The sequence below is a fragment of the Paenarthrobacter sp. NPDC089322 genome (genome assembly GCF_040684895.1).
GTDB lineage: Bacteria > Actinomycetota > Actinomycetes > Actinomycetales > Micrococcaceae > Arthrobacter.
Genome location: NZ_JBFBGW010000004.1, coordinates 213,630 through 233,367, shown reverse-complemented (window position 1 = coordinate 233,367; position 19,738 = coordinate 213,630). Strand labels below are relative to the sequence as shown.

At 62.4% G+C, this 19,738-nt stretch carries 18 protein-coding genes; 7 read left to right on the top strand and 11 right to left on the bottom strand.

Going from position 1 to position 19,738, the window contains the following annotated elements; all coding sequences use genetic code 11:
• Positions 1-211 precede the first annotated feature (211 nt).
• Positions 212-874, bottom strand: coding sequence for a hypothetical protein (locus AB0N65_RS06740; RefSeq protein WP_364159404.1), 663 nt, complete (start codon positions 872-874; stop codon positions 212-214).
• A gap of 352 nt (positions 875-1,226) precedes the next feature.
• Complete coding sequence (locus AB0N65_RS06735; RefSeq protein WP_364159402.1) at positions 1,227-4,160, bottom strand: NPCBM/NEW2 domain-containing protein; 2,934 nt, start codon at positions 4,158-4,160, stop codon at positions 1,227-1,229.
• A 164-nt stretch (positions 4,161-4,324) separates the two neighbouring features.
• Between AB0N65_RS06735 and AB0N65_RS06730 the strand changes: the two genes are divergently transcribed.
• From AB0N65_RS06730 to AB0N65_RS06720, 3 genes are all read left to right on the top strand, one after another.
• The gene (locus AB0N65_RS06730) at positions 4,325-4,636 is read left to right on the top strand and encodes a metalloregulator ArsR/SmtB family transcription factor (RefSeq protein WP_364159400.1); all 312 of its coding nucleotides are present in this window, start codon (positions 4,325-4,327) and stop codon (positions 4,634-4,636) included.
• A complete protein-coding gene (locus AB0N65_RS06725; protein WP_364159398.1) occupies positions 4,633-5,040 on the top strand; it encodes an SRPBCC domain-containing protein in 408 nt (135 codons plus the stop codon). The genes AB0N65_RS06730 and AB0N65_RS06725 overlap by 4 nt, the downstream gene beginning before the upstream one ends.
• Before the next feature lie 653 nt (positions 5,041-5,693).
• Complete coding sequence (locus AB0N65_RS06720) at positions 5,694-6,881, top strand: TerC family protein (protein ID WP_364159396.1); 1,188 nt, start codon at positions 5,694-5,696, stop codon at positions 6,879-6,881.
• A 3-nt stretch (positions 6,882-6,884) separates the two neighbouring features.
• On the opposite strand, the gene AB0N65_RS06715 is transcribed toward AB0N65_RS06720, so the two are convergent.
• The 3 genes from AB0N65_RS06715 to AB0N65_RS06705 are packed head-to-tail and all read right to left on the bottom strand — an operon-like array spanning position 6,885 to position 9,402.
• Positions 6,885-7,493 carry a helix-turn-helix domain-containing protein gene (locus tag AB0N65_RS06715; RefSeq protein ID WP_364159394.1) on the bottom strand — a complete coding sequence of 203 codons (609 nt, stop codon included), beginning with the start codon at positions 7,491-7,493 and terminating at the stop codon, positions 6,885-6,887.
• A gap of 12 nt (positions 7,494-7,505) precedes the next feature.
• Entirely contained in the window at positions 7,506-8,372 is an 867-nt protein-coding gene (locus AB0N65_RS06710; RefSeq protein WP_364159392.1) for an alpha/beta hydrolase, read from the bottom strand.
• A gap of 34 nt (positions 8,373-8,406) precedes the next feature.
• Positions 8,407-9,402, bottom strand: coding sequence for an NADP-dependent oxidoreductase (locus tag AB0N65_RS06705; RefSeq protein ID WP_364159390.1), 996 nt, complete (start codon positions 9,400-9,402; stop codon positions 8,407-8,409).
• Between the two features lie 382 nt (positions 9,403-9,784).
• Between AB0N65_RS06705 and AB0N65_RS06700 the strand changes: the two genes are divergently transcribed.
• Together AB0N65_RS06700 and AB0N65_RS06695 are read left to right on the top strand one after the other, a co-directional pair.
• Positions 9,785-10,240 carry an anthrone oxygenase family protein gene (locus AB0N65_RS06700; RefSeq protein ID WP_364159388.1) on the top strand — a complete coding sequence of 152 codons (456 nt, stop codon included), beginning with the start codon at positions 9,785-9,787 and terminating at the stop codon, positions 10,238-10,240.
• A 97-nt stretch (positions 10,241-10,337) separates the two neighbouring features.
• Positions 10,338-10,586 carry a hypothetical protein gene (locus AB0N65_RS06695; RefSeq protein ID WP_364159386.1) on the top strand — a complete coding sequence of 83 codons (249 nt, stop codon included), beginning with the start codon at positions 10,338-10,340 and terminating at the stop codon, positions 10,584-10,586.
• Positions 10,587-10,589: 3 nt separating this feature from the next.
• Here AB0N65_RS06695 and AB0N65_RS06690 read toward each other — a convergent pair whose 3' ends face one another.
• The 6 genes from AB0N65_RS06690 to AB0N65_RS06665 all read right to left on the bottom strand — a co-directional run bounded on the left by AB0N65_RS06690 (position 10,590) and on the right by AB0N65_RS06665 (position 18,452).
• Positions 10,590-11,015, bottom strand: a complete 426-nt coding sequence (locus tag AB0N65_RS06690) for a hypothetical protein (RefSeq protein ID WP_364159384.1) — start codon at positions 11,013-11,015, stop codon at positions 10,590-10,592.
• A gap of 72 nt (positions 11,016-11,087) precedes the next feature.
• Complete coding sequence (locus AB0N65_RS06685; protein WP_364159382.1) at positions 11,088-11,741, bottom strand: hypothetical protein; 654 nt, start codon at positions 11,739-11,741, stop codon at positions 11,088-11,090.
• Positions 11,742-11,963: 222 nt separating this feature from the next.
• Positions 11,964-14,543 carry an AMP-binding protein gene (locus AB0N65_RS06680; protein ID WP_364159380.1) on the bottom strand — a complete coding sequence of 860 codons (2,580 nt, stop codon included), beginning with the start codon at positions 14,541-14,543 and terminating at the stop codon, positions 11,964-11,966.
• A 38-nt stretch (positions 14,544-14,581) separates the two neighbouring features.
• Complete coding sequence (locus AB0N65_RS06675) at positions 14,582-15,745, bottom strand: ABC transporter ATP-binding protein (protein WP_364159378.1); 1,164 nt, start codon at positions 15,743-15,745, stop codon at positions 14,582-14,584.
• On the bottom strand, positions 15,742-17,433 hold the full coding sequence (locus AB0N65_RS06670) for an iron ABC transporter permease (RefSeq protein ID WP_364159376.1): 1,692 nt from the start codon (positions 17,431-17,433) through the stop codon (positions 15,742-15,744). The genes AB0N65_RS06675 and AB0N65_RS06670 overlap by 4 nt, the downstream gene beginning before the upstream one ends.
• Positions 17,430-18,452: an extracellular solute-binding protein gene (locus AB0N65_RS06665; RefSeq protein WP_364159374.1), complete on the bottom strand. Its 1,023-nt coding sequence runs from the start codon at positions 18,450-18,452 to the stop codon at positions 17,430-17,432. The genes AB0N65_RS06670 and AB0N65_RS06665 overlap by 4 nt, the downstream gene beginning before the upstream one ends.
• A 330-nt stretch (positions 18,453-18,782) precedes the next feature.
• Here AB0N65_RS06665 and AB0N65_RS06660 point away from each other — a divergent pair, with 330 nt between their 5' ends.
• Both AB0N65_RS06660 and AB0N65_RS06655 read left to right on the top strand, forming a co-directional pair.
• Positions 18,783-19,157, top strand: coding sequence for a hypothetical protein (locus AB0N65_RS06660; RefSeq protein WP_364159372.1), 375 nt, complete (start codon positions 18,783-18,785; stop codon positions 19,155-19,157).
• Positions 19,158-19,394: 237 nt separating this feature from the next.
• The gene (locus tag AB0N65_RS06655; protein WP_364159370.1) at positions 19,395-19,607 is read left to right on the top strand and encodes a DUF6458 family protein; all 213 of its coding nucleotides are present in this window, start codon (positions 19,395-19,397) and stop codon (positions 19,605-19,607) included.
• Positions 19,608-19,738 lie beyond the last annotated feature (131 nt).

Below are 19,738 nucleotides of genomic sequence, written 5' to 3'. Positions count from 1 at the left end.
GGCTATTACACACCCCACCCCAAGACCTGGTGACCGAGCCTCCCCAGCTTTGATACGAGTCCATTGCCACTGTTTGTAGTACACGGTGATCCCTATGAGGAGTCCCATAAGCAGGAGGCCAATTATGTACACCGCGGGTTCGGGAACCAGTCCCAAGACAACTACGCCAGCGCCCAGGGTCACGGACAGCGAAAGAAAATATTGCCTGGCATTACTCATACCAAACGCCCATCAGCATCCCTTGTTGAAATCGACGATCATGCCGGCCAGGCCAAGCCCGAGAGCGCAAGCAACTGCCGCTGGAGGATATGCAGCAAATGGACCGCAGAATGCCGTGTTGAAAGCGAACCAAGCCCCAGAACGCAGCCCAAGCGGACGGACATTGAGGCAGCGAGCCCCACCCGAACGTCGTAAGCTCTCCGGAATTGGTGGACTCACCGGAGGTGCCCAGTTGCGCCGCCATCAGGTCCTTGTGAACGGTCATCGTTACCCAATTGCTGGACGTCGACGCCGGCCGGACCTTGTACTCAACGATCTTCTTTTCCATCAGATCGACCATCCCAGTCAGAGCATCCGTGGGCATCGATGCGGCCAATCCGTTGACCTGGGTGCTCCAATCCAGTCCTCTAAAACTGGCCAAATACTTCGTCACGGCTTTGGACGACGTGATCAAGCTGACACGCAGCTTAAAGCCAGCAGGATCCTGAGCTCTGGCCTTCTCTATGGCTTGTTGCAGGACTTCGGAGGCGGCCTTATCGGGATTGAGAACTAGCGCGGAAGAGCTCACAGTCTTGTTGTCATGCGACTTTTCAGAACTCCGAGGCGCGGCATTGGCTGTTAGTGGAACTGCCGCAAGAAACGTTGCGGTTGCCAACAGAACTGCAGCTCCTCTTCGGAGCCTCTGCCGTGCGGAAAATGCCCCCTTTGGGCCCAATCACGTGAATTCGGTTCTCGGGACTACCTTGATCTGTACTCATTACGACTCCAAGTGAAAAAGAAGCTGCGTTGACTCACTCAGACTGCAGTCGCAAATACTTGCACAGATTCCAAAGGTTCAAACTAGGTGGTGATTCAGGCCAAATCTAGGTGCTGGTTAGGGAAAAATGAGTGGTTGCTGACTGCATCTAGGGGTAAGGAACTCCTTGCAGAGATGCCACCGGATTTTCATTGTGAGGAACTGTGGGACCCGCCCCCAAGCGGGTCCCCACCTTTCTATTCCACGAACCTCACCCCAACCCCACCGGCAAATTCCCCACCGCAATGTCCATGATGTTCAACCCCTCGTCCACCAGCGCACTCCCCTGCGGCAACGTCACCCTCGACACCTCGAACGCCGGCGGAATATCGATCTTCGTGGCAAACACACGGGCAGGTTCATCCACCCGAACCACCGTCGACGGCCCACCGATGTAAGCCTGCCTGTGGCGCTGGTGGTACGCCGACTCAGCCACAACCACCGAAGTATCCGAAGCCACGCCCGTGAGCCAGTTCGGCAACGAGAGCACTACGTCACGTTTCTGCCCATTCGTGAAGTGCACCGTCGCGACGCCCGAGGACACGTTCCCCGTGGAGAACCCCGTCACCAGCAAAGTCCGCCCCTTGCCCGAAACAGCAACTTCCTGCCCGGCAGCCTTCAAAGTATCCGGTGTCCCGACCGCCGTCGGATGCCAAACGGAGGACACCCCAAATGCCGCATACCCCTCGCCAGAGACAAGCCCAGCCGCAGCCAGAGCCTCCTCCGAGAACGTCCGCCGATCAGAAGTCACAGCGCCGTTTCGCGGATTAGCAGCATTAGCCACCGACGTCTGGTTCACCAAAGCACCAAATGGCAACGCGGCAGCAGCAACCCCCGGCCCCTGGTAAGCGCCGATGTTCGGCGCCCCAACGGAAGAGGCACCAGAGGTGGGGTTCCCGAAGAAGTCCCTGCCGCCGTCGTCGTTAATCCGCACACCGGCACCAAGCAGTGGCGACCCGGAAAGCAGCCGATACCCGGGAACAGACAAAGAAGACTGCCCACTCCCACCGGCAACCAACCGCGGATCGCCCAGCACCGAACCAGTCTCACCCGCAGGCGGCAGAATGCCCCCGAAGTACGCGTTGCTCGCGTAAACAGCCGACGCGGTTTTCAACCCACCGCCCGGTGCCACGAAGATGTTGTTGCGGACCTCGCGGGGGCCGGTCATGTCGTCCAGGAAGACGCGCGACGGGCAGTAGAACGTGTTGTTGTAGATGTAGTGCTTGCCGGTGCCGCTGCTGCTGCCGCCCAACCGGCAGTCGTCCTGCGCGATGTTGTAACGCAGCACCACGTTCGTCGCGGTGGCACCGCCGCCACAGTTGGAGACGCAGTTCAGGTAGAAACCGCCCGCGTTCCCGTACGAGTAGTTGTACTGGAACAGGCAGGTTCCCACGATCTTCATGTCGCAGTCCCAAGCCGTGGAGTCGTACACAGAGGTGGTGCTGTTGCCCACAACGTTGAACTGGAAGACAGGGTTCTTGGAGTTGTACGGCCACATTCCCGCGAAGTTGCCGCCTTCATAGGGGTGGGCGCCTTGGCCGAGGTTGAGTCCGCTGTTGTGCTCGATGAGCGGCGCGTCGGAGTTGTGGATCACGATCGCGTCGCCACCCACCTCGTGGATGTTGTTGCGCGCCACGTAGACCTTGGTGTTGTAGCGCTCGGTGGTGTCGGGAGCGGAAATCTTCACGCCACCGCCGGCTGCGTCGTTGACCTCGTTGTCTGTGATGGTGATGCCGTCCACCGACCCCTTGCCCCACGTGCGCACCATGATGCCGGCAGACTGGGCGAAGCCCGCGCCGTTCGTGGCCTTGTTGCGCCAGCCCGCCACGTCTTCCACATGGTTTCCGGCGACCACGATGCCGGCGGTCTGTGCCGTGCCGCTGTTCTCAATGAGGATGCCCACCCTGCGGATCGGCGTATCCGACGGGTTCACCACGTGCAGTCCCGTGACCGTCCAGTGGTTGGCGTTGGTGATCTGGATGGCTGCGACAGCCCCGCCACCGTTGATGGTTGGCTTGGCGCCGTCGCCGTAGCTCGCGAGCGTGATCGGGTGGTCGGCAACGCCGGTGCCGCCGGGTGTCAGCGCACCGTGGCACGAGGTTCCGGCGCGGAACAGGATGGACTCGCCCGCGGCGAAAGCGCCATGCGCGTTGACCTGGGCGATCGAGTTGAGCGGGCTTTCCCTGGTGCCGTCCCCGGCCGTGGGTGCCGAGCAGTCCACGAAGTACTTTGTGCTGCTGATCGTCACGATGTTGGCTTTTGCTGTCCCGCTCGACGGCGTCCCGAACGGCCCCGGCCCGCTGACGCCCAGCTCCGTGGCGCCGCCCTTGGTCCCCACCGGGACTACGAACGTCAGCGTCGCCACGCCACTCTGATCCGCGACGCCGGTGGTCACGTTCTCGCCGCCGAGCGTCACCGCCACTTCGCCCAAGGGCTGCAGATCACGCACGACGACGGCCGCGGGCGTTCCGGGGACCAGCGAGTTGAGGTTCGTCCCGACTGAGCCCTCGACCCGCAGCGGTACAGCGAGGAATTCATCCGAGCAGTTGATCTTGGCGTCTGCCCAGTCGGCGTGGTCGTTGCCGTTCCCTTCCGGGCCGGCCTCCACCTTGAGCTGCAGCGTGGTGCCGCCCCTGAGATCCACGTTGACGGGCAGTGCACCGTCCGGCCCCTTCCGCTCCCCCGCGAAACGCTCCACGCCATCCACCAGAACCTTGAAGTCCACCCGGCCGCGGTCACCCTGGGTGTCATCCACACCCACCTGCGCGAGGAACTGCCGGCACTGCCCACCAAGGTTGTAGGTGATGGACGACGCCGCGTGGGTCCCGATCCCCTTCGCGTACACGGTCCCATCAATGGTCAGCGGCCTACGGTTTGCGTCGCCCAGCGCCTGGCCCCCATTGCTCATGTCCAGTTCAGCCGGACCCCAACCGTTGCTCATGCTGGCCCACGGAACGTCGCTGGCATATACGACGCCGGTGGGCGGGGTTGGTAGTTCGGCTGCGGTTGCTGCGGGGCTGGCTGCTGTTTCGGCTGCTATCAGCGTGGCGGCCATCAGTGCTGCGGATGCGGCGGCCGCGGCCGTTTTGGCGAGGTCTTTGGTGGCGCGTTGGACGGCCCGTTTGGCCGAGGTTTGTGGGTACAAGTGAGGCTCCTCGTTGAGTGGTGTCCTCAAGGAGTTTCTTGTGCGGTGAGAGGCTGGGGCAACGAAGTGCACAGGGATGAACAAAAAGGCGCAGCACGTGTGCTCCTTTTCTTCGTTGGCTTCAAGTGTTGTCATTTCGGAAATTTCCGACATATCATCAACGAGTGCTTCCAGACGTCTTCGGTGCCCTAGCGAACCCTTCGCGGCGCACCATCCTCGACAGCCTCCTTGCGGGGCCGTTGTCGGCTGGCGAGCTGACGGGCCGACTGGATCTCAGCCGTTCCTCCGCTTCGGAGCACCTCGCTGTGCTGCGTGAAGCGGGCTTAGTCCGTGAAGAACGCCAAGGGCGGCGCAGGATCTACCACCTCCAAGCCGCGGGCCTGCAGGAAGTCAGCGGCTGGCTGAAGCATTACGAGCAATATTGGAACCAGCGGCTCGACGCCCTGGCTGATCTACTTGATGAGGAAACCCCATGACCGAGAATGCCGTCCGCCTTGAGCGCACCTTCCCCCACTCTCCAGAAGCAGTGTGGGCTGCCCTGACCACGCCCGACCTCCTCGCACGATGGTGGGCAGCCGGCGACATCGCACCTGTTGTCGGCCACCGCTTCACTATGGACATGGGTGGTTGGGGCCAGCAGCAGTGCGAAGTCCTCGCCGTCGAGCCCGGCACCTCCATCAAATTCCTCTTCGCAGAGGGAGCCCTCGACACCACCATCACATGGACACTCGAAGCCACCGAGAACGGCACCACGCTCCACTTCGAACACGCTGGCTTCAACCTGGACACACCCATGGGACAGCAGGCCTTCAACGGCATGGGCAACGGCTGGCCCGGCCTCCTGGCCCGCATTGACCAGGTGCTCGTGAGCGTCAGCTGAGCACACGCCTTCAATCAGCTATAACCGTCCGATAGCAGCCCACTGACTCAACCAGCTCGAGTCGGTCATCCCACCTGAGCGTCAGGATCCAAGGACGTGGCTGGCGTGATTGTGGGTCACGCACCAAGCCTTGGACGCGCGAGGACCAGATATCAGTACCAGCTGAGACGGTCAACTAATCAGATAACTCAGCGCTTAGCGCTGGGGTAGCTTGCGACTAGGTTTTAGAGCCGAAACTTTGGCGGCGACTTCAGGGCTATCCAACACGGAGTCAACACGGTTCACGTACTCGGAAAAGGACCCGCCAGGTCGCCCTTGGAAGGTGCGCGCCTGAAGCCGCTTTGGAGGAATGGACGACGCATTCTTTGTGTCATCGCACCCGAGTGCATGCGTGGTCACGTGAGGCCCTTCCTTTCCCGACTGGTTTGTTCAATCAAATCTACCGGCCTGTCATGTCACCAGTAGCTACACGCGACCCCACCGGCAGCCGACCTAACAGCGCAACCCGCGTACCGCCGTCGTGCGTTCCGCGCCCCCTGCCCCGCCGCCCGGCGTCACGCGGTTATCCGCCCCCAGCCACTTTCGGTAAGTTGGAACCCAAGAGTTCTGACCCTCGGTAAGTAAGATGCCGCACCTTACGAAAGCAGGATCACATGACTGTCTCTCCCCTGATCTGGGGCATCACCATTGTTGTCATTCTGGCGCTGCTCGCGTTCGATTACTTCTTCCACATCCGCAAGGCGCACGTCCCTACGTTGAAGGAAGCGGCTATTTGGTCGTCGGTTTACGTGGGCCTCGCTGTGCTGTTCGGTGTGCTCATCCTGATTTTCGGCGATACCACCATGGCGTCGGAGTACTTCGCCGGGTACATCACGGAGAAGGCCCTGTCCGTGGACAACCTGTTCGTCTTCCTGATCATCATGGCGAGCTTCCGTGTTCCGCGTGAGGACCAGCAGAAGGTGCTGCTGTTCGGTATCGTGTTCTCGCTGATCGCCCGGACCGGGTTCATTTTCCTTGGAGCTGCGCTGATCAACTCGTTCGCGTGGGTGTTCTACATCTTCGGGCTGATCCTGCTCCTGACGGCCGGTAACCTGCTCAAACCGGACGGCCACGACGACAAGCAAGCCAATAACATCATGATCCGGCTGGCCAAGAAGCTCTTCCACACCACGGACAAGTACGACGGCGACAAGCTTTTCACCACCGTCAACGGCAAGCGGGCGCTGACTCCCATGCTCCTGGTGATGGTCGCGATCGGCGGCACGGATATCCTCTTTGCACTGGACTCCATCCCCGCGATCTTCGGCCTCACCCAGAACGTCTTCATCGTCTTCACCGCTACCGCGTTCTCCCTCATGGGCCTGCGGCAGCTGTACTTCCTCATCGACGGCCTGCTCGACCGCCTCATCTACCTGTCCTACGGGCTCGCCGCCATCCTGGCGTTCATTGGCGTGAAGCTGATCCTCCACGCCCTGCACGAGAACAACCTGCCGTTCATCAACGACGGCGAGCACGTGAACGTCATCGAAATTTCCACGGGCCTCTCCCTGAGCGTGATCGTCGGAACTCTGCTGATCACCGTGGTGCTTTCACTGCTCAGCCCCGCAGGCAAGGCCCAGACCGCCATCAACAACGCCCGCCGCCATGCCATCAACTACCTCGACCTCGATTACACCGCCGACGCCGCCGAACGGGAACGCATCTACCGTGCACTGACCGCGGAGGAGGCCCAGATTGTGCAGATGCCTTTGAAGTACAGGAACAAGGCCAAGGACGTCGACGTGATCCGCGAACAGGTGGCCGAGGCACACCGGCAGCACGAGGCATTCCTCAACCGGTAGACATTAGCTTCCGGCGCCCAAAGCCACTCTGATCTGCTCACGGATCTGGTCCCCAACCTGCGCGTCCGTGAGGTTGTTGTTGGCGGAGGAAGACATGCTGACGAACATGACCGCGGAAACGATGCGGGCCATCTTTTCGGGTTCACGCGCCCTCAGTTTTTGGTCCCGGTTAAGGACATCTACGACGGCGGCCTCCGTCCGGGCGGTGAGCGCCAGCGCCTCCGCGTGGTGCGGCTCCGCCGGATCGCCGAAGACGATCTCCTTGAGATAGCTCCTGCCATTCTCGATCTGGACCCGGTTGCACTCGACGATGGGGCGGATGATTGCCATCACCCCGTCAAGCACTGTCTCCTCCTGGGCCGCCGCTGCGATCCCGGCATCAAGGGCTTCGGCGTACTTGACGTTGTGTACCAGTAGGAGAAGCTCGGCCTTGGTCTTGGCGTACAGGAACAAGGTTCCCGAAGCGACGTCGGCCTTGTCAGCCACCTGCTGCGTGGTGACTTCGTCCACCCCGTACTGGGTGAAGAGCTCTCGGGCGGCAGCGGTGATGCGATGCAGCTTCTCCTGCTTATTCCGTTCACGTCGGCCAAGGGTCTGGGGCACAGCCTGCATCTAGCTACCGTATCAGCGGCCCAGGAATTCGAGAGCAGCGGGAACAAACCTGTCATGGAACTGGAAGATGGCACCGTGGCCGGAATCCGGGTAGATGATGAGTTCACTGCCCGGAATACGCTGATGCATGCTGTTCGAGAGTATGGAAGGGACCATACGGTCGTTGTCGCCGTTGGCAATGAGCGTGGGCTGGGTGATCACTCCCAGGTTCACGGGTTGGGAGCGCCCCCACGTCCGGATGGCTTTCAGCTGCGTCTGGAAGGCCTTGATCCTGACCGGCGTCTCGCGGTTGGTGGTGCGCTCCTGAAGCCGCTCGATGAACGCCTTCGCGGCGGGCTTACCTGTCGCGTTGCGGTTGAAGAACAGGAATTCCTTGGGATCCTGACGAGTCAACGTAGCTCGAAGAATGTCGTAGTAGGTGATGGCAGGCACCCTGTCGATGCCCTTCCCACCAGCAGGACCTGTGCCGGCAAGAATAAGCTTCCGGACCAGCCCCGGGTGTTTGATGACCATGGCCTGCGCGATCATTCCTCCCAGCGAGAGGCCAAAAAGGTCCACCTTCTCGAAGCCGAGTGCCTTGATGAAGGTCACTGCGTCATCGGCCATTTCCTCCACCGTTGCGGGAACTTTGCCGGAGGACGAACCCACGCCCGCATTGCTGAAAGTGATTGCATGGTGTTTCTTCGCGATGGGGTCGATGATACGGGGATCCCAATTATCCATCGTCGCCGCGAGGTGGACCAGGAAGATCACGGGAACGCCTCCCTTCGGTCCCAACTCCCGGTAAGCGTAGGTGACCCCGCCAGCGGTGACGGCACTTGTCGGCGCGTCTTTGTAGGCGGCGATAATGCTGGGTTGGACTTTCTTGTCATTGCTCATGATGCTTTTCCTGACTATGTGCGTGATTGTGTGACTAGCTGTGGCTGACGACGGTTTTGCCTCGAACGCCGCCCTTGTCCAATGCCGCAAGGATGTCCGGCGTCTGACCGAACGGCACTACCCGGCCCACCACAGGGCGGATTTCCCCGGCGTCAATGAGGGCGGCAATCTCCCCAAGCTGGCTTCCGCTGGCGCGCATGAAGAGAAATTCGTACGTGACACCTAACCGCCGCGCTTTACGTCGAATACCGGCACTGAGGAGTGTCATGACCCCTCGCAGCACCGCGTTGCCGCCGAGCTGGCGAGCGAAGCCGGGATCGGGCGGGCCGGAGATGCCGATGGCCTTGCCGCCAGGCTTAAGGACGCGCAGCGAACGCTCAAGATTCTCGCCACCCAGGCTGTCGAGCACCAGATCGTAGTCACGGAGGATCTCCGCAAAGTCCTCTGCCCTGTAGTCGACAACGACGTCCGCACCGAGCGCGCGAACAAAGTCTTCGTTCCCGGCGCTGACCGTGGTGGCAACTGTTGCCCCAAGATATTTGGCGAGCTGGATCGCGAGGGACCCCACTCCGCCGGCACCGGCATGAATAAGGACCCTCTGGCCTGGACCGACCCCGCCGCTTTCGACGAGCGCCTGCCAGGCAGTCAACGCCACCAGCGGCAGGGAGCCCGCCTCCTCCATGCTGATCGACGCCGGTTTGATGGCCAGGTCTGCCTCAGCCACGGCGATTCTCTCGGCGAAGGTGCCAATGCGGTCCTTATCCGGGCGGGCAAAAACCTCATCACCAACTTTGAACGAGCGCACTTTCCGGCCGACCTGCACCACTACGCCGGCCAGTTCATTACCAAGGATCAGCGGCAACTTGTACGGCAGGATCTGCTTGAACTCCCCCAGCCGGATCTTCTCATCCAACTGGTTCAGGCCAGCGGCTTTCACTTGCACCAGGACGTCGTGGTCCCCGACAACGGGCTCACGAACATCGACCTCCTGCAGGGGTTGCTTGTACTGGTTGATGACGAGTGCTCGCACGGGGTTCGCTCCTGGAAAGTAAATTATTGAGTAAACTCAATTTTGAGCGCACTCAGTAATTAAGTCAAGATTGCCGGTCCTCCGTTTCGATGGCTCGCTGCGGGCTATACGCTAGGCACGTCTAATACGCAGCCAAGCATCGAAACGGGCAGCCGCCCGCGTATAACAAGTCCTGCACGACGGCGCCGCGGAGCTTCGGCAATGGTCGCCCAAGAGACGTGTGACCTTAGAGCGAGTTCTGCCGCCGTCCACGGACCAACCGGGTTCTGTTGCAAGAAATTCATCTGCACTTCGGCGTCTGCATCATTCTGCGTCCATCCCTGCGCTGGGAAGGTGGGGGCATGACTGAAATTCAAGAAATACAGAAGTTGGAGTTGTCCCGGTGAGCGGGTGGCTGCCCATGGCCGCAGGTGTGGGATCCGCTGCGGTTGGAGGCTTCTACTTCGCCTTCTCCGCCCTCGTCATGCCTGCCTTGGGAAGGCGCCCCGGAAAAGACGCAGCCGCCGCCATGGTCTCCATCAACCAGAAGGCCGTCACGCCGCCGTTCATGATCCTGTTCTTCGGCTCAGCTGCCGCCTCGGCCGCAGTGGTGATTACCGCCGTCGTTGATCCACGGGCGCAACCATCTTTGCGGGTGGCAGGTGCAGCCGCGTGCCTGGCCGGTTGGGTTCTCAGCATGGCGGTCAACGTACCCCTGAACAATCGGCTTGCTGCTTCGGGCATTCCAGGGGTGATGACGTGGCAGAGCCACGCCAAGCCGTGGACACGCGCCAACCACATCCGGACGGCACTTTCCATTGCGGGCGCCGTCGGGCTGCTGGTTCCGCTGACCCCCTGAACCGGCGCAGACGAAAACACGCTTGGTTCAGCGTCACGTTCCGGTCCAGGGCAGCACTGAGTTGGCAAAGACTCAGGTGCACTTGGGGGGATGACTCATGAACGGAACACAGGAACAGCCTGTGGCCGCCGAACCAGCGGTGGGTTGGGTGTTGGCAGAAGACTGGACCAGGCTTAAGGGGCGCATGATCGAGGTCTACGACCATGGCGAGCTGGTGGACGCCGGGAAAGTGGATACGGTGACGCCCAAAGGAGACCTTCTCTGGCTTGCCTTCAACGGAGTCCACTCCCGGCGCATAGTGGAGCGGCTCGCCGAGACCTGCGTGCGCATCCTCCCGGACGAGTAACTACTACGCGAAAAGCCTACGCTTCCGGCTGCTGAGGTGCCTCGGTCCTCCTGGTCTCGGAGCCTGCCCGGTCCCGGCGCGCACGGTCTCCGACGGACCGGTCCCGGCGTGCCCGATTCCGGCCCGCCCGGTCTCCGACGGACCGGTCCCGGCTTGCTTTCCGGCACTGGTTCCCGGCGACGTTTCGCTTGTCTGCGAAACGTCGCCGGTAGTCTGCTCGTCGGCTCGGTACCTTCTCCTGGCACGGCGCCTGGATCGAAACAGCAGTGCAGTGACTGGCGACAACGTGAGCAGGACGATCACGGCCACAATGGCGAGCAATCCCGTGACGCCGACGACGGCCGCCATAACGCCCAGCTGCGTCTGCCACGCGGCCGGATCAGCCGCCTCGGTGGTGATTCTGAGGGTCGGGTTTGATGCTGCGATCAATGTCTCTCCTGCAATCGGGGCGATGTATTGCAGTAATGAGTAAGGGCGGGCGCGGATTCGTGTTGCGGAAAACTAGCTGGGTTGCTCCAGATCAGTCCCGGCACCGTGTCCGGTGGGTTCGGAGCGCCCATGGGGTTCGAGTTGCCCGGTGGCCCACGCTTCGTCGCCTTGCCAGTAGGGCAGTGACGTAAAACTTGCGATCGCTCTCCCCGCTGGCCTTTCCTTCAGCCCGTCCAGCCGTTCAATGCAGCGTTTGAGGGCCGAGTAGCTCTTCTCACACCGTCCCATGAGGACATGGATGTTTGTCCCGTGAACGGTAGCGGTGGCGCGAACGGACGCCAGTTCCCAGAGCATGATGCGGCCGATTTCAGCGAGTTGGCCCCAGGTCAGTGCGCGACCGCGATCCGCCCACTCCAAGTACAAGGTGGCTACGGTCAGGTTTCGACGATCTTCTTCCGGGCCAAGCGAGAGGTCATAGAGCAGCCGTTCGAAGTGTGCCAACGTGGGCAGGCCTGTTCGGGAGTCTGTGCAGCTGAAAGGTTCGCAGCGTTGGTTCTCGCTGGTCCAGCCTTCCACGAGTCCCCGCATTGTTTCGTCATCAACCGGGGCCTCCGCTGCTGCGAAGAATGCGCTGAGATCCAGCATCGTCTCACGCACGCCGACCCCCTGATAAGCGCGGGACGCACCTAGTTGCTTGGCTGCTGTCTCCAGGGTGTTGCCGGCCATCCTTGCCTGGATGACCCCTTCAACCTCAGGGACGAGCCAATCGCTTGGAAAACGCCAGCCGGCCTGCTGGCTCCGTTGTTGCCACCGGCCGCGCAAGAGCAGGGGATAACCGCCCTCGGGTCCGGAATGTAGAAGAGGATTTCTCATACCGATAAAGTGCCCTCGGAGAGAAAACGTGACGCGCCTTTGCGGACGAAATGCAGCCCGCACAAACTTGTATCGTCAGGCCCGCTGGGCCACCCCGTCCCGGCGCGGGCGCACCAGTGAGCGGCACCTTCTCACCAGATTCCGGCTAACGGCGGCAGCGGGCAGCCAGCGGCACAACCCCCAGTACGCGATTCCAAAGGCCAGCGAACCAGCCACGGCGAGGACGGGATTGACCGGCTGCAGCACCGGGTAGATCAGCCAATGCGTGAGGTAGATATACAGCGAAGCCGCGGCCAGCCAGCCGGTGATCCTGCGAAGAATGGCCGGCACCGGCAAGGCAGGAACCCAGGCAAGCAGGAGGATTCCGACGATGACCGTGACCTCCCGCAGGGTGCTTTGGAAGTAGCCCGGGACCACCAGGAGTGTGATCAACGAGACCATCACTCGTTGCAGATGCGTCCGCGCTCGCGCCAAGGCCCAACCAAGGGCGAAGAGCCAGAAAACAGGCGCAGGTTTGGGCAACCCGGGGTCCACGATGTCGTAACGGCTGAGCAGCGCCACTGCGACCAGCACGAGCGCAACCCCGAACGGCCACCGCCGTTCCAAGCGGTCCACCCACGGAATGGACAACAGCGCTGTGACCGCCAGGAGGATGTACACGAGCATCTCCACGAACCAGAAATGCCACTGCGAGGTCACTTCCTGCGGCCCAACCATGCCATTGAGCAGGAAGATGTTGGCGACGGTGTAGTCATCAGTGAGCAGGTACGCGACGCCAATGAAAGCCATCGAGGGCACCGCGATTCGGGCAACGCCCCGAAGTTGCCGACGCCGCCGCGTTGCGCGCTTCCCCGGTAAATCCCGGTCACCCATTAAGTGGAACCGCGCGAAGTTGAAGCCGGCCACGGCGAACAACAGGTGCGCCGTTTGGAAGGTGAAGATCTCAACGTGCGTTGCCACGACGCAGACGATCGCCAAAGCCCGAACCACAATGGAGGTTTCCAGGAAGGAAACCAACCGGCGCTTCCGTGCGGGCCGCCGTCGTTCCAGGTCTTTGATGGGAAGCAGGTGCCAGTCCGGGGGCAGCTGACCCAGTACGCGTTCCAGTCGGACCGAGACCGCCACGTAGGACAAGGAGTCTCCGTCCAGCGAGACGAACGTGTCATCGCCATGGACCTCGGGGCGTTCCAGGGATTCGGCAAAGATGCGGCGGACGTCGTCTGCTGCCTCCGGCTCCGGCGCGGCGGCCGCCGTCGTTCTCTGACCAACCACCGCAGCGTCGGCAGCAAGCCGCTGGACGGCCGGGTAGTCCACCTTGCCGCTCGACAGGCGAGGCAGCCGCTCGACCGCGTGCACGGCCACCGCCCCGCGGGGCAGTCCAATACTGCCCGCCAGGACCTTGGCGAGCATGGCGGGGTCTTGTTGACCTTCGACGGCGACCACAAGACTTTCGTCCGAACCGGCGGCTGCCGCTGTGATCCCCATCCGGTCGAGGATCTGTTCCACTTGTCCAAGGTCTACGCGCAGGCCGACGATCTTCACGAAGCGGCTGCGCCGGCCGACCACCTCGTAGAGCCCGTTCGGGTGTTGACGGGCGAGGTCTCCGGTGCGAAGTTCGTGGATCTCCCGTCCCAAGGCAAGGTCCTCGGGGCGTTCGGCGTAACCGAGCATCACGTTAGGACCCGTGTAAACCAACTCTCCGTCCGGGAGGCCCTCAACAGGGTCTATGCGGAAGGTGCCACCCGGGACGGGAACGCCGATACTTCCCGCGTGCGCGATGGCCAGGTCCGGGGGCAGGTAGGCCATGCGGGCCGTCGCTTCGGTTGCCCCGTACATGACGAAGAGGTCCCAGCCGCGTTGTACACCTGTTGCAGCCCAGGAGCGCACCTTTTCCGGTGCCAGCCGGCCACCCGCCTGTGTGACGTATCGCAGGTGTGGCAAGTCCTTCTCCGCGAATCCCACCCGTTCCAGCAGGTCAAACGTGTAGGGGACAGCTGCGAAGGACGTCGCCCGCTGCTCCCGGAAGAGCTCCCAAAAGCAGGGGTCCACCACGGACAGGTCCGTGAGCACGAGCCCTGCGCCACGGATCAGGTGGCTGTTGACCACGGAGAGGCCGTAGCAGTAGTTCAGGGGCAGCGTGGTGGCGGCCCGGTCCTCCGGTCCGATGCGCAGGTACTGTGCGATCGACTCGGCGTTGGCGGTGAGATTGCTGTGCGAGATCCGCACCAGCTTCGGCGAACCGGTAGAGCCGGACGTGCTGAGCAGCAACGCCAACTCGGGATGCAGGTTGTGCCGGGAGCCGATGCGGGGTTCCTCCAGCAACGGTGTGCCCTTGCCGTCGCCCTTGGCCAGCAGCACGTCCGGATCGTAGGCGGAGATGAGGGACGCCAGGGCATCGGGTTTGTCCGCCGGGGCGAGCAGGATCGCGTGGTTTCCGGTAAGGGCTGCAAGGTAAGCGACCAGAGAATCGAGGTCGTTGCCCGCGGCCAGAACGACGAGCCTGCGCGTCTCCCCCAGCCGCGCCACCAAGTCACTTACGAGGCGGGCAAGCTCCAGATACGAAAGGGCGCCGTCCGACGTCAGGATTGCCGGGCGGTTACCGTGCCGGGCGAGGTCGGCGAAAGCAACGCGCGCGAGGTCTGGCTGCGCGGTCACAAGGCCACCCGGGTGGAATCACTAACCATGGAACTGGCCTAACTTAAGGGAAGGGGCAAGGACGGCGCCTGCACGTTCGCAGGACCGGCCTGGGGTGGAGCTGTGATTGCGTGGTCGCCCAGCAACAGCGTGGGCGTGGTGCCCGCCGCCACCGTCACGGCCACGGCTGTACCCACCGCGTAGCGAACCGTGTGCGGCTGCCATGACCGCAGCGTCCGCCCGGAAGCAAGCCGTACGTGGTGGAGCACGAACGCACCGTAATATTCGATGGCCGAAACCTGCGCCAGGGATTGCGGGTCGGGGTGCAGGGCGACTTCGTGGGGTCGGAGAACGACGTCCACCTTAAGGTCGCTGTTTGCCCAGCCCGGATCGGTGGAGACGACGCCGATCTCGCACTTCAGGATGGTGTTGTGGAGGGTGGCGGGAAGGAAATCCGCGTCACCCATGAAGGACGCAACGAACCTGGTAGCTGGACGTTCGAAGACCCGCTCCGGCGTGTCCGACTGCTCAATGGCACCGCCACGCATCACCACAACACGCGTCCCCAGGGAGAGCGCCTCGGTTTGGTCGTGCGTTACCAGCACACCTGTGGTGCCGGTTTCCCGCAGCGTTGCCACGGTGTCCCGCCTCACCTGCGCGCGCAAGGACTCGTCGAGGCTGGAGAACGGTTCGTCAAGAAGTACGACGGCGGGACGCGGCGCCAATGCGCGCGCCAGGGCGACCCGTTGCTGTTCGCCTCCGGAAAGTTCGTGGGGGTACCTGCCCGCCAAGGGCGCCAGCCGCACGAGATCCAGGACCTCGCCCACCCTTGCCCGGCGCTCACTGCGCTGCAGTCGGTCAAGGCCGAACTCGATATTCTGCGCAACCGTCATGTGCGGGAACAGGGCGTAATCCTGGAAGACCAGCCCCACCCTCCGGTGTTCAGGATGCACAAAGCGGCGCCCATCAGCCACGACGTCCCCGGCAACACGGAGAGTGCCCTTGTCAGGGCGTTCCAAGCCAGCTGCCAGCCGTAGCGTCGTGGACTTTCCGCAGCCCGAGGGGCCGATCAGGGTTACCAGTTCACCTGCCGGGATCTGCAGATCCAGCATGTCCACGCCCACTGCGTTGCCATAGTGCTTGCCGACACCTTCGAAGGCCAGCGCGACGTCAGGCGTTCCCGCTTCTGCAGGACGCTTCACACCTGTCATCCGATTGCTCATGCGCGGGCCTTTCCGTGGTCTTCAGCCGTCCGTGCCTGCCTGACAATGACGAGTACGGGGAGGATGGCGGCGGCCACAATGATCAGTGCCGGCAGCGATGCTTTCTCCCAGAAGTTCTCCCGGGCAAGTTCATAAACCCATACCGATGCGGTGGTGAACCCGAAGGGCCGCAGCAGCAGGACGATGGGCAATTCCTTGACGGCATCGATCGCCACGAGCATGAGTGCCACGGCAATACCTGACTTGGCCAAAGGAGCGTGCACGCGGGCCAAAATGCGCTGCGGTGCAGCCCCCAAGCTCAGCGCGGAGTAGGTCACCGTCGGCGAGATCTTCGCGAAGCTCGCGTCTATGGCCTGATAGGCCGGCGCGAGGAAGCGGATGACGTAGGCATAAAGAATTCCCAGCACCGAACCCGTCACAAGCAGGCCCGTGCCGCCAGGGACGCCGGCCGCCTCCAAGAGATTATCGAGGGTCGCGAACGTGATTAGGACACCGATGCCTACAACTGCACCCGGGACCGCGTAGCCGACCGATGTCAGCTGGGCCAGCCAAGGGACAAAACGTCCGCCGCCCATCCGCACGCCGTGCCCAACGCCCAAGGACAGCAGCACGCAAGCCGCCGCCGTAACCGCTGCAACCACCAGGGTGTTCACCAGGTACTGGCCAAAGCGGGGGTCCGCCAGAAATCCTGTGTTCTTCGCAGCTTCCCCTACCGCCCACGCAAGGAGCTGGAGCACGGGGATCAGGAAACCGACACTGACAGCAGCCGCGCATGTCACGGTCGCTGCCCAAGCGCGCCCTCCGCGAAGGCGCTGCGGTTGCAATCCCTGTCCCCGTCCACCTTGCCGGTGATACCGGGCACGACCACGCAATGCCCGCTCCCCCGCAAGCACAGCCACAGCGAAGAGCAGCACCAGGACCGCAAGCTGGGTAGCGGCGTGGAAGTTGAACGTGCCCTTCCACACCAGATACACGCCAACCGATACGGTCTGGACATTGAAGTACTGCACCGTGGCGAAGTCCGTTAGCGTCTCCATCATCACCAGGGCCATCCCCGCAGCAAGCCACGGCCTGGCAAGGGGCAGCAGCACGCGTCGGAGCGCCCGCCCCTGCCCTGCACCCAGCGTCCGCGCAGCATCGTAGGCACCGGCTGTGTGCTCAACCAGCGCCGTCCGCGCAAGAAGGTAGACGTACGGGTAGAGAGACAGCGTCATCACGAGCACCGCCGCCGGAAGAGACCGCACTTCAGGTACCCAGACATCAACGCCGAACACCGCGCGGAGCAATTCCTGCACCGGCCCTGCAACGTCGAACACCGACAGGAAAACGAAGCCGAGCACATAGGCGGGCACCGCCAAGGGCAGGACCAGCAACCAGACGAAGACATTGCGCAAAGGAAAGCGGTAGGCCGTAACAAGCCACGCCAAGCCGCCGCCAATCAGCAGCGAGCCTGCTGCCACTCCAACCATCAGCATCAGGGTGGTGAGCACCATGTCGAGAAGCGCTCGCGGAGGTGCGGTAGCTCCGAGGCTTCCGATGCCGTCAAGGACCACCGCGACAATGGGAGTAGCCACCGCCACGGCGACCAGCACCACAAGTAAGGTCCACGTGGGGCGACCGCCACCGGCCGCCAGTCTTGGGCGGCGCTTCTGCGTGCTCGGCGCAGCGAGCACCGGCGCCTCGGTCACTTGTATCCGGCCTCGGCGAGAAGGTCGACAGCGGCGGCGTTAAGGTCGCCATAGGCGTCAGCATTAAGCGGCATGCGTTTGAACTCGCCGAATCCTGCAATGATGGCTTCCGGCTGCGCGGCAGGGTTAACAGGGAACTCGCGGTTGGCGTCGACGAAGGCGTTCTGGCCCTTCGTGGCAAGCCACTCGATGAGCTTCTGCGCATCTTCAGCGTTGTCTGATCCCTCCACGAGTCCGGCGCCGGAAATGTTCACGTGCGTCCCGGCTCCTGCCTGGCTGGCCCAAAACAGTTTGACGTTGAATTCCGGCTTTTCGGCGATCTTGCGGGCCAGGTAATAGTGGTTGTTGATGCCCACGTGGCAGGTTCCTGCATCCAGTGCGTCGAGCAGAAGGACGTCGTTGCTCATGATCTGTACCTCATTGGCAACCCAGCCCTTGGCGATCTCCAAGGCTTTCTCCCTGCCATACAGGTCGATCAAGCTCGCCACGAGGGACTGTGTATAAGACGACGTGGCATCGCGCATGCAAAGCCGCCCCTTCCACTTGGGGTCCGTGAGGCCCGCGTACGTCTCGGCCTGGTCAAACTCCGCCACATCCACCTTGGTGGGGTTGTAGGTGATGGTCCGGGCCCTCATGGCGAGGCCGTACCACCGGCCTTGTGGATCGCGGAGGTCCTGCGGCACTGCGTCATTGAGGACGGCCGAATCGAGCTTGGCGAGTTCATTTTGGCGGGCGGCGTTCCAGAGGTTGCCGGCGTCCACGGTCATGAAGACATCTGCGGGCGAGTCTTCGCCCTCCGCTTTCAGGCGCTCCAAGAGTTCAGCGTCGCCCCCGCTGATGAACTCCACGGTGATGCCTGTTTCCTCGGTGAATTGGCCGAAGGCGCCTTCCAGGTCGTAGTGGCGGGCCGAGTAGATCTGAAGGTCGGCGGGCTTTGCGCCGACAGCTCCACATCCCGTCAGGGCGGCTGTCAGGGCTGTAAGGCATGCGACGGCAGCGAGCAAGCGACGACGAAACACCGGGGCTCTTTTCACACAGGCGGCGCTGGAGCCGCATCATACTTGGGAAGGTAAGGCTAACTTAAATCGCAGGCAAGCCAACAGTGTGTTAAGCGCCGTGTAGTCGTTCCCGGGCCACCAAATCCCCGCGCCCCGCGAAGCGCGCACCCAGCACGCGGTCCCACAAACTTGCGCCGACAAGGCGTACACTATTCATAAGGTTGCTTATCATTTTGGAAGAGTTGACGTACCCAGCCGTACCCAACCGGAACTTTCAAGGAAGTCGTGACATTGAGTAGTGCCCCAGATGCAAAGGGCCCAGGCGGGATACCCACCCCGCCAAGCCAACTGATGCTATGCGAAACCTGCCAGTCCGACTCCTACCTGGTGGTCCACGGAATCGAATCCACACCATTTCACGGTGGCGAGCTACTGGTTGAGGTTACCTACACCTGCACGGCATGCGACACCCTGCAGTCCCGCCTCGCGCCATTCCGGTCGGTTGCAGCGCGGGTCAACACCACCTACCCCTTGGGCGCCCTCCTGTCATTCGGGGACACCTACCTTCACCACGGCAAACCCATGGCCGAAGTTCCCGTCGAGGTCCGGAGAAGCATTCGGGAGCGAGGCTTGCCGGGCGAGCCTGGCAACGAATTATTGGATGTCCGCCTCACCACCAAGATGATCAGGTGTGAGTGCGGCTTCCAACTGGAACTCCCCGCATAGGCCCTGCCGCTGGGGGCAGGGCCAGCGGGGTTGGGGAAACGGGGCTGGGCCGGTGGGGCAGAACCGGCTGCCATGCCGGCGCCAACCATCGTCGAACCATTGGCAGGACGGGACGAACCATTGGCAGGACGGTACGGGCGCGGTACTTTGATAATTAGCAAGGGTACTTAGTTTCGATCCGACATGAAGGCCGGCGCACCTTGCAGCACGGGCTTCGGCAAGCAAGGAGTGGAAGTCGTGAGAATAGGCGCATCCATTTTTCTGATCGCGCTCGGAGCCATCCTGGCGTTCGCCATCGCACCAGGATTGATCCCGTTCGTTGATCAAGTGCTCATCGGCTACATCCTGATGGTCGTGGGCGTAATCGGCCTCATCGTATCGATCATCATGGCGTCCTCGGCCCACCGCCATCACACCGTGGTTGACCATGGACCTGACACTGTGGCCTGACGCATCCGGGCTCAAATCGTAAAACCCGCCAGGAGAGGCCGCAGCATCGCTGCGGCCTCTCCGAGCGGTCAGCCGTCGTAAAAAGCCGCCGGACAATCGTTCCGTCCGCGAGCGCATCCAACGCCTCGTTG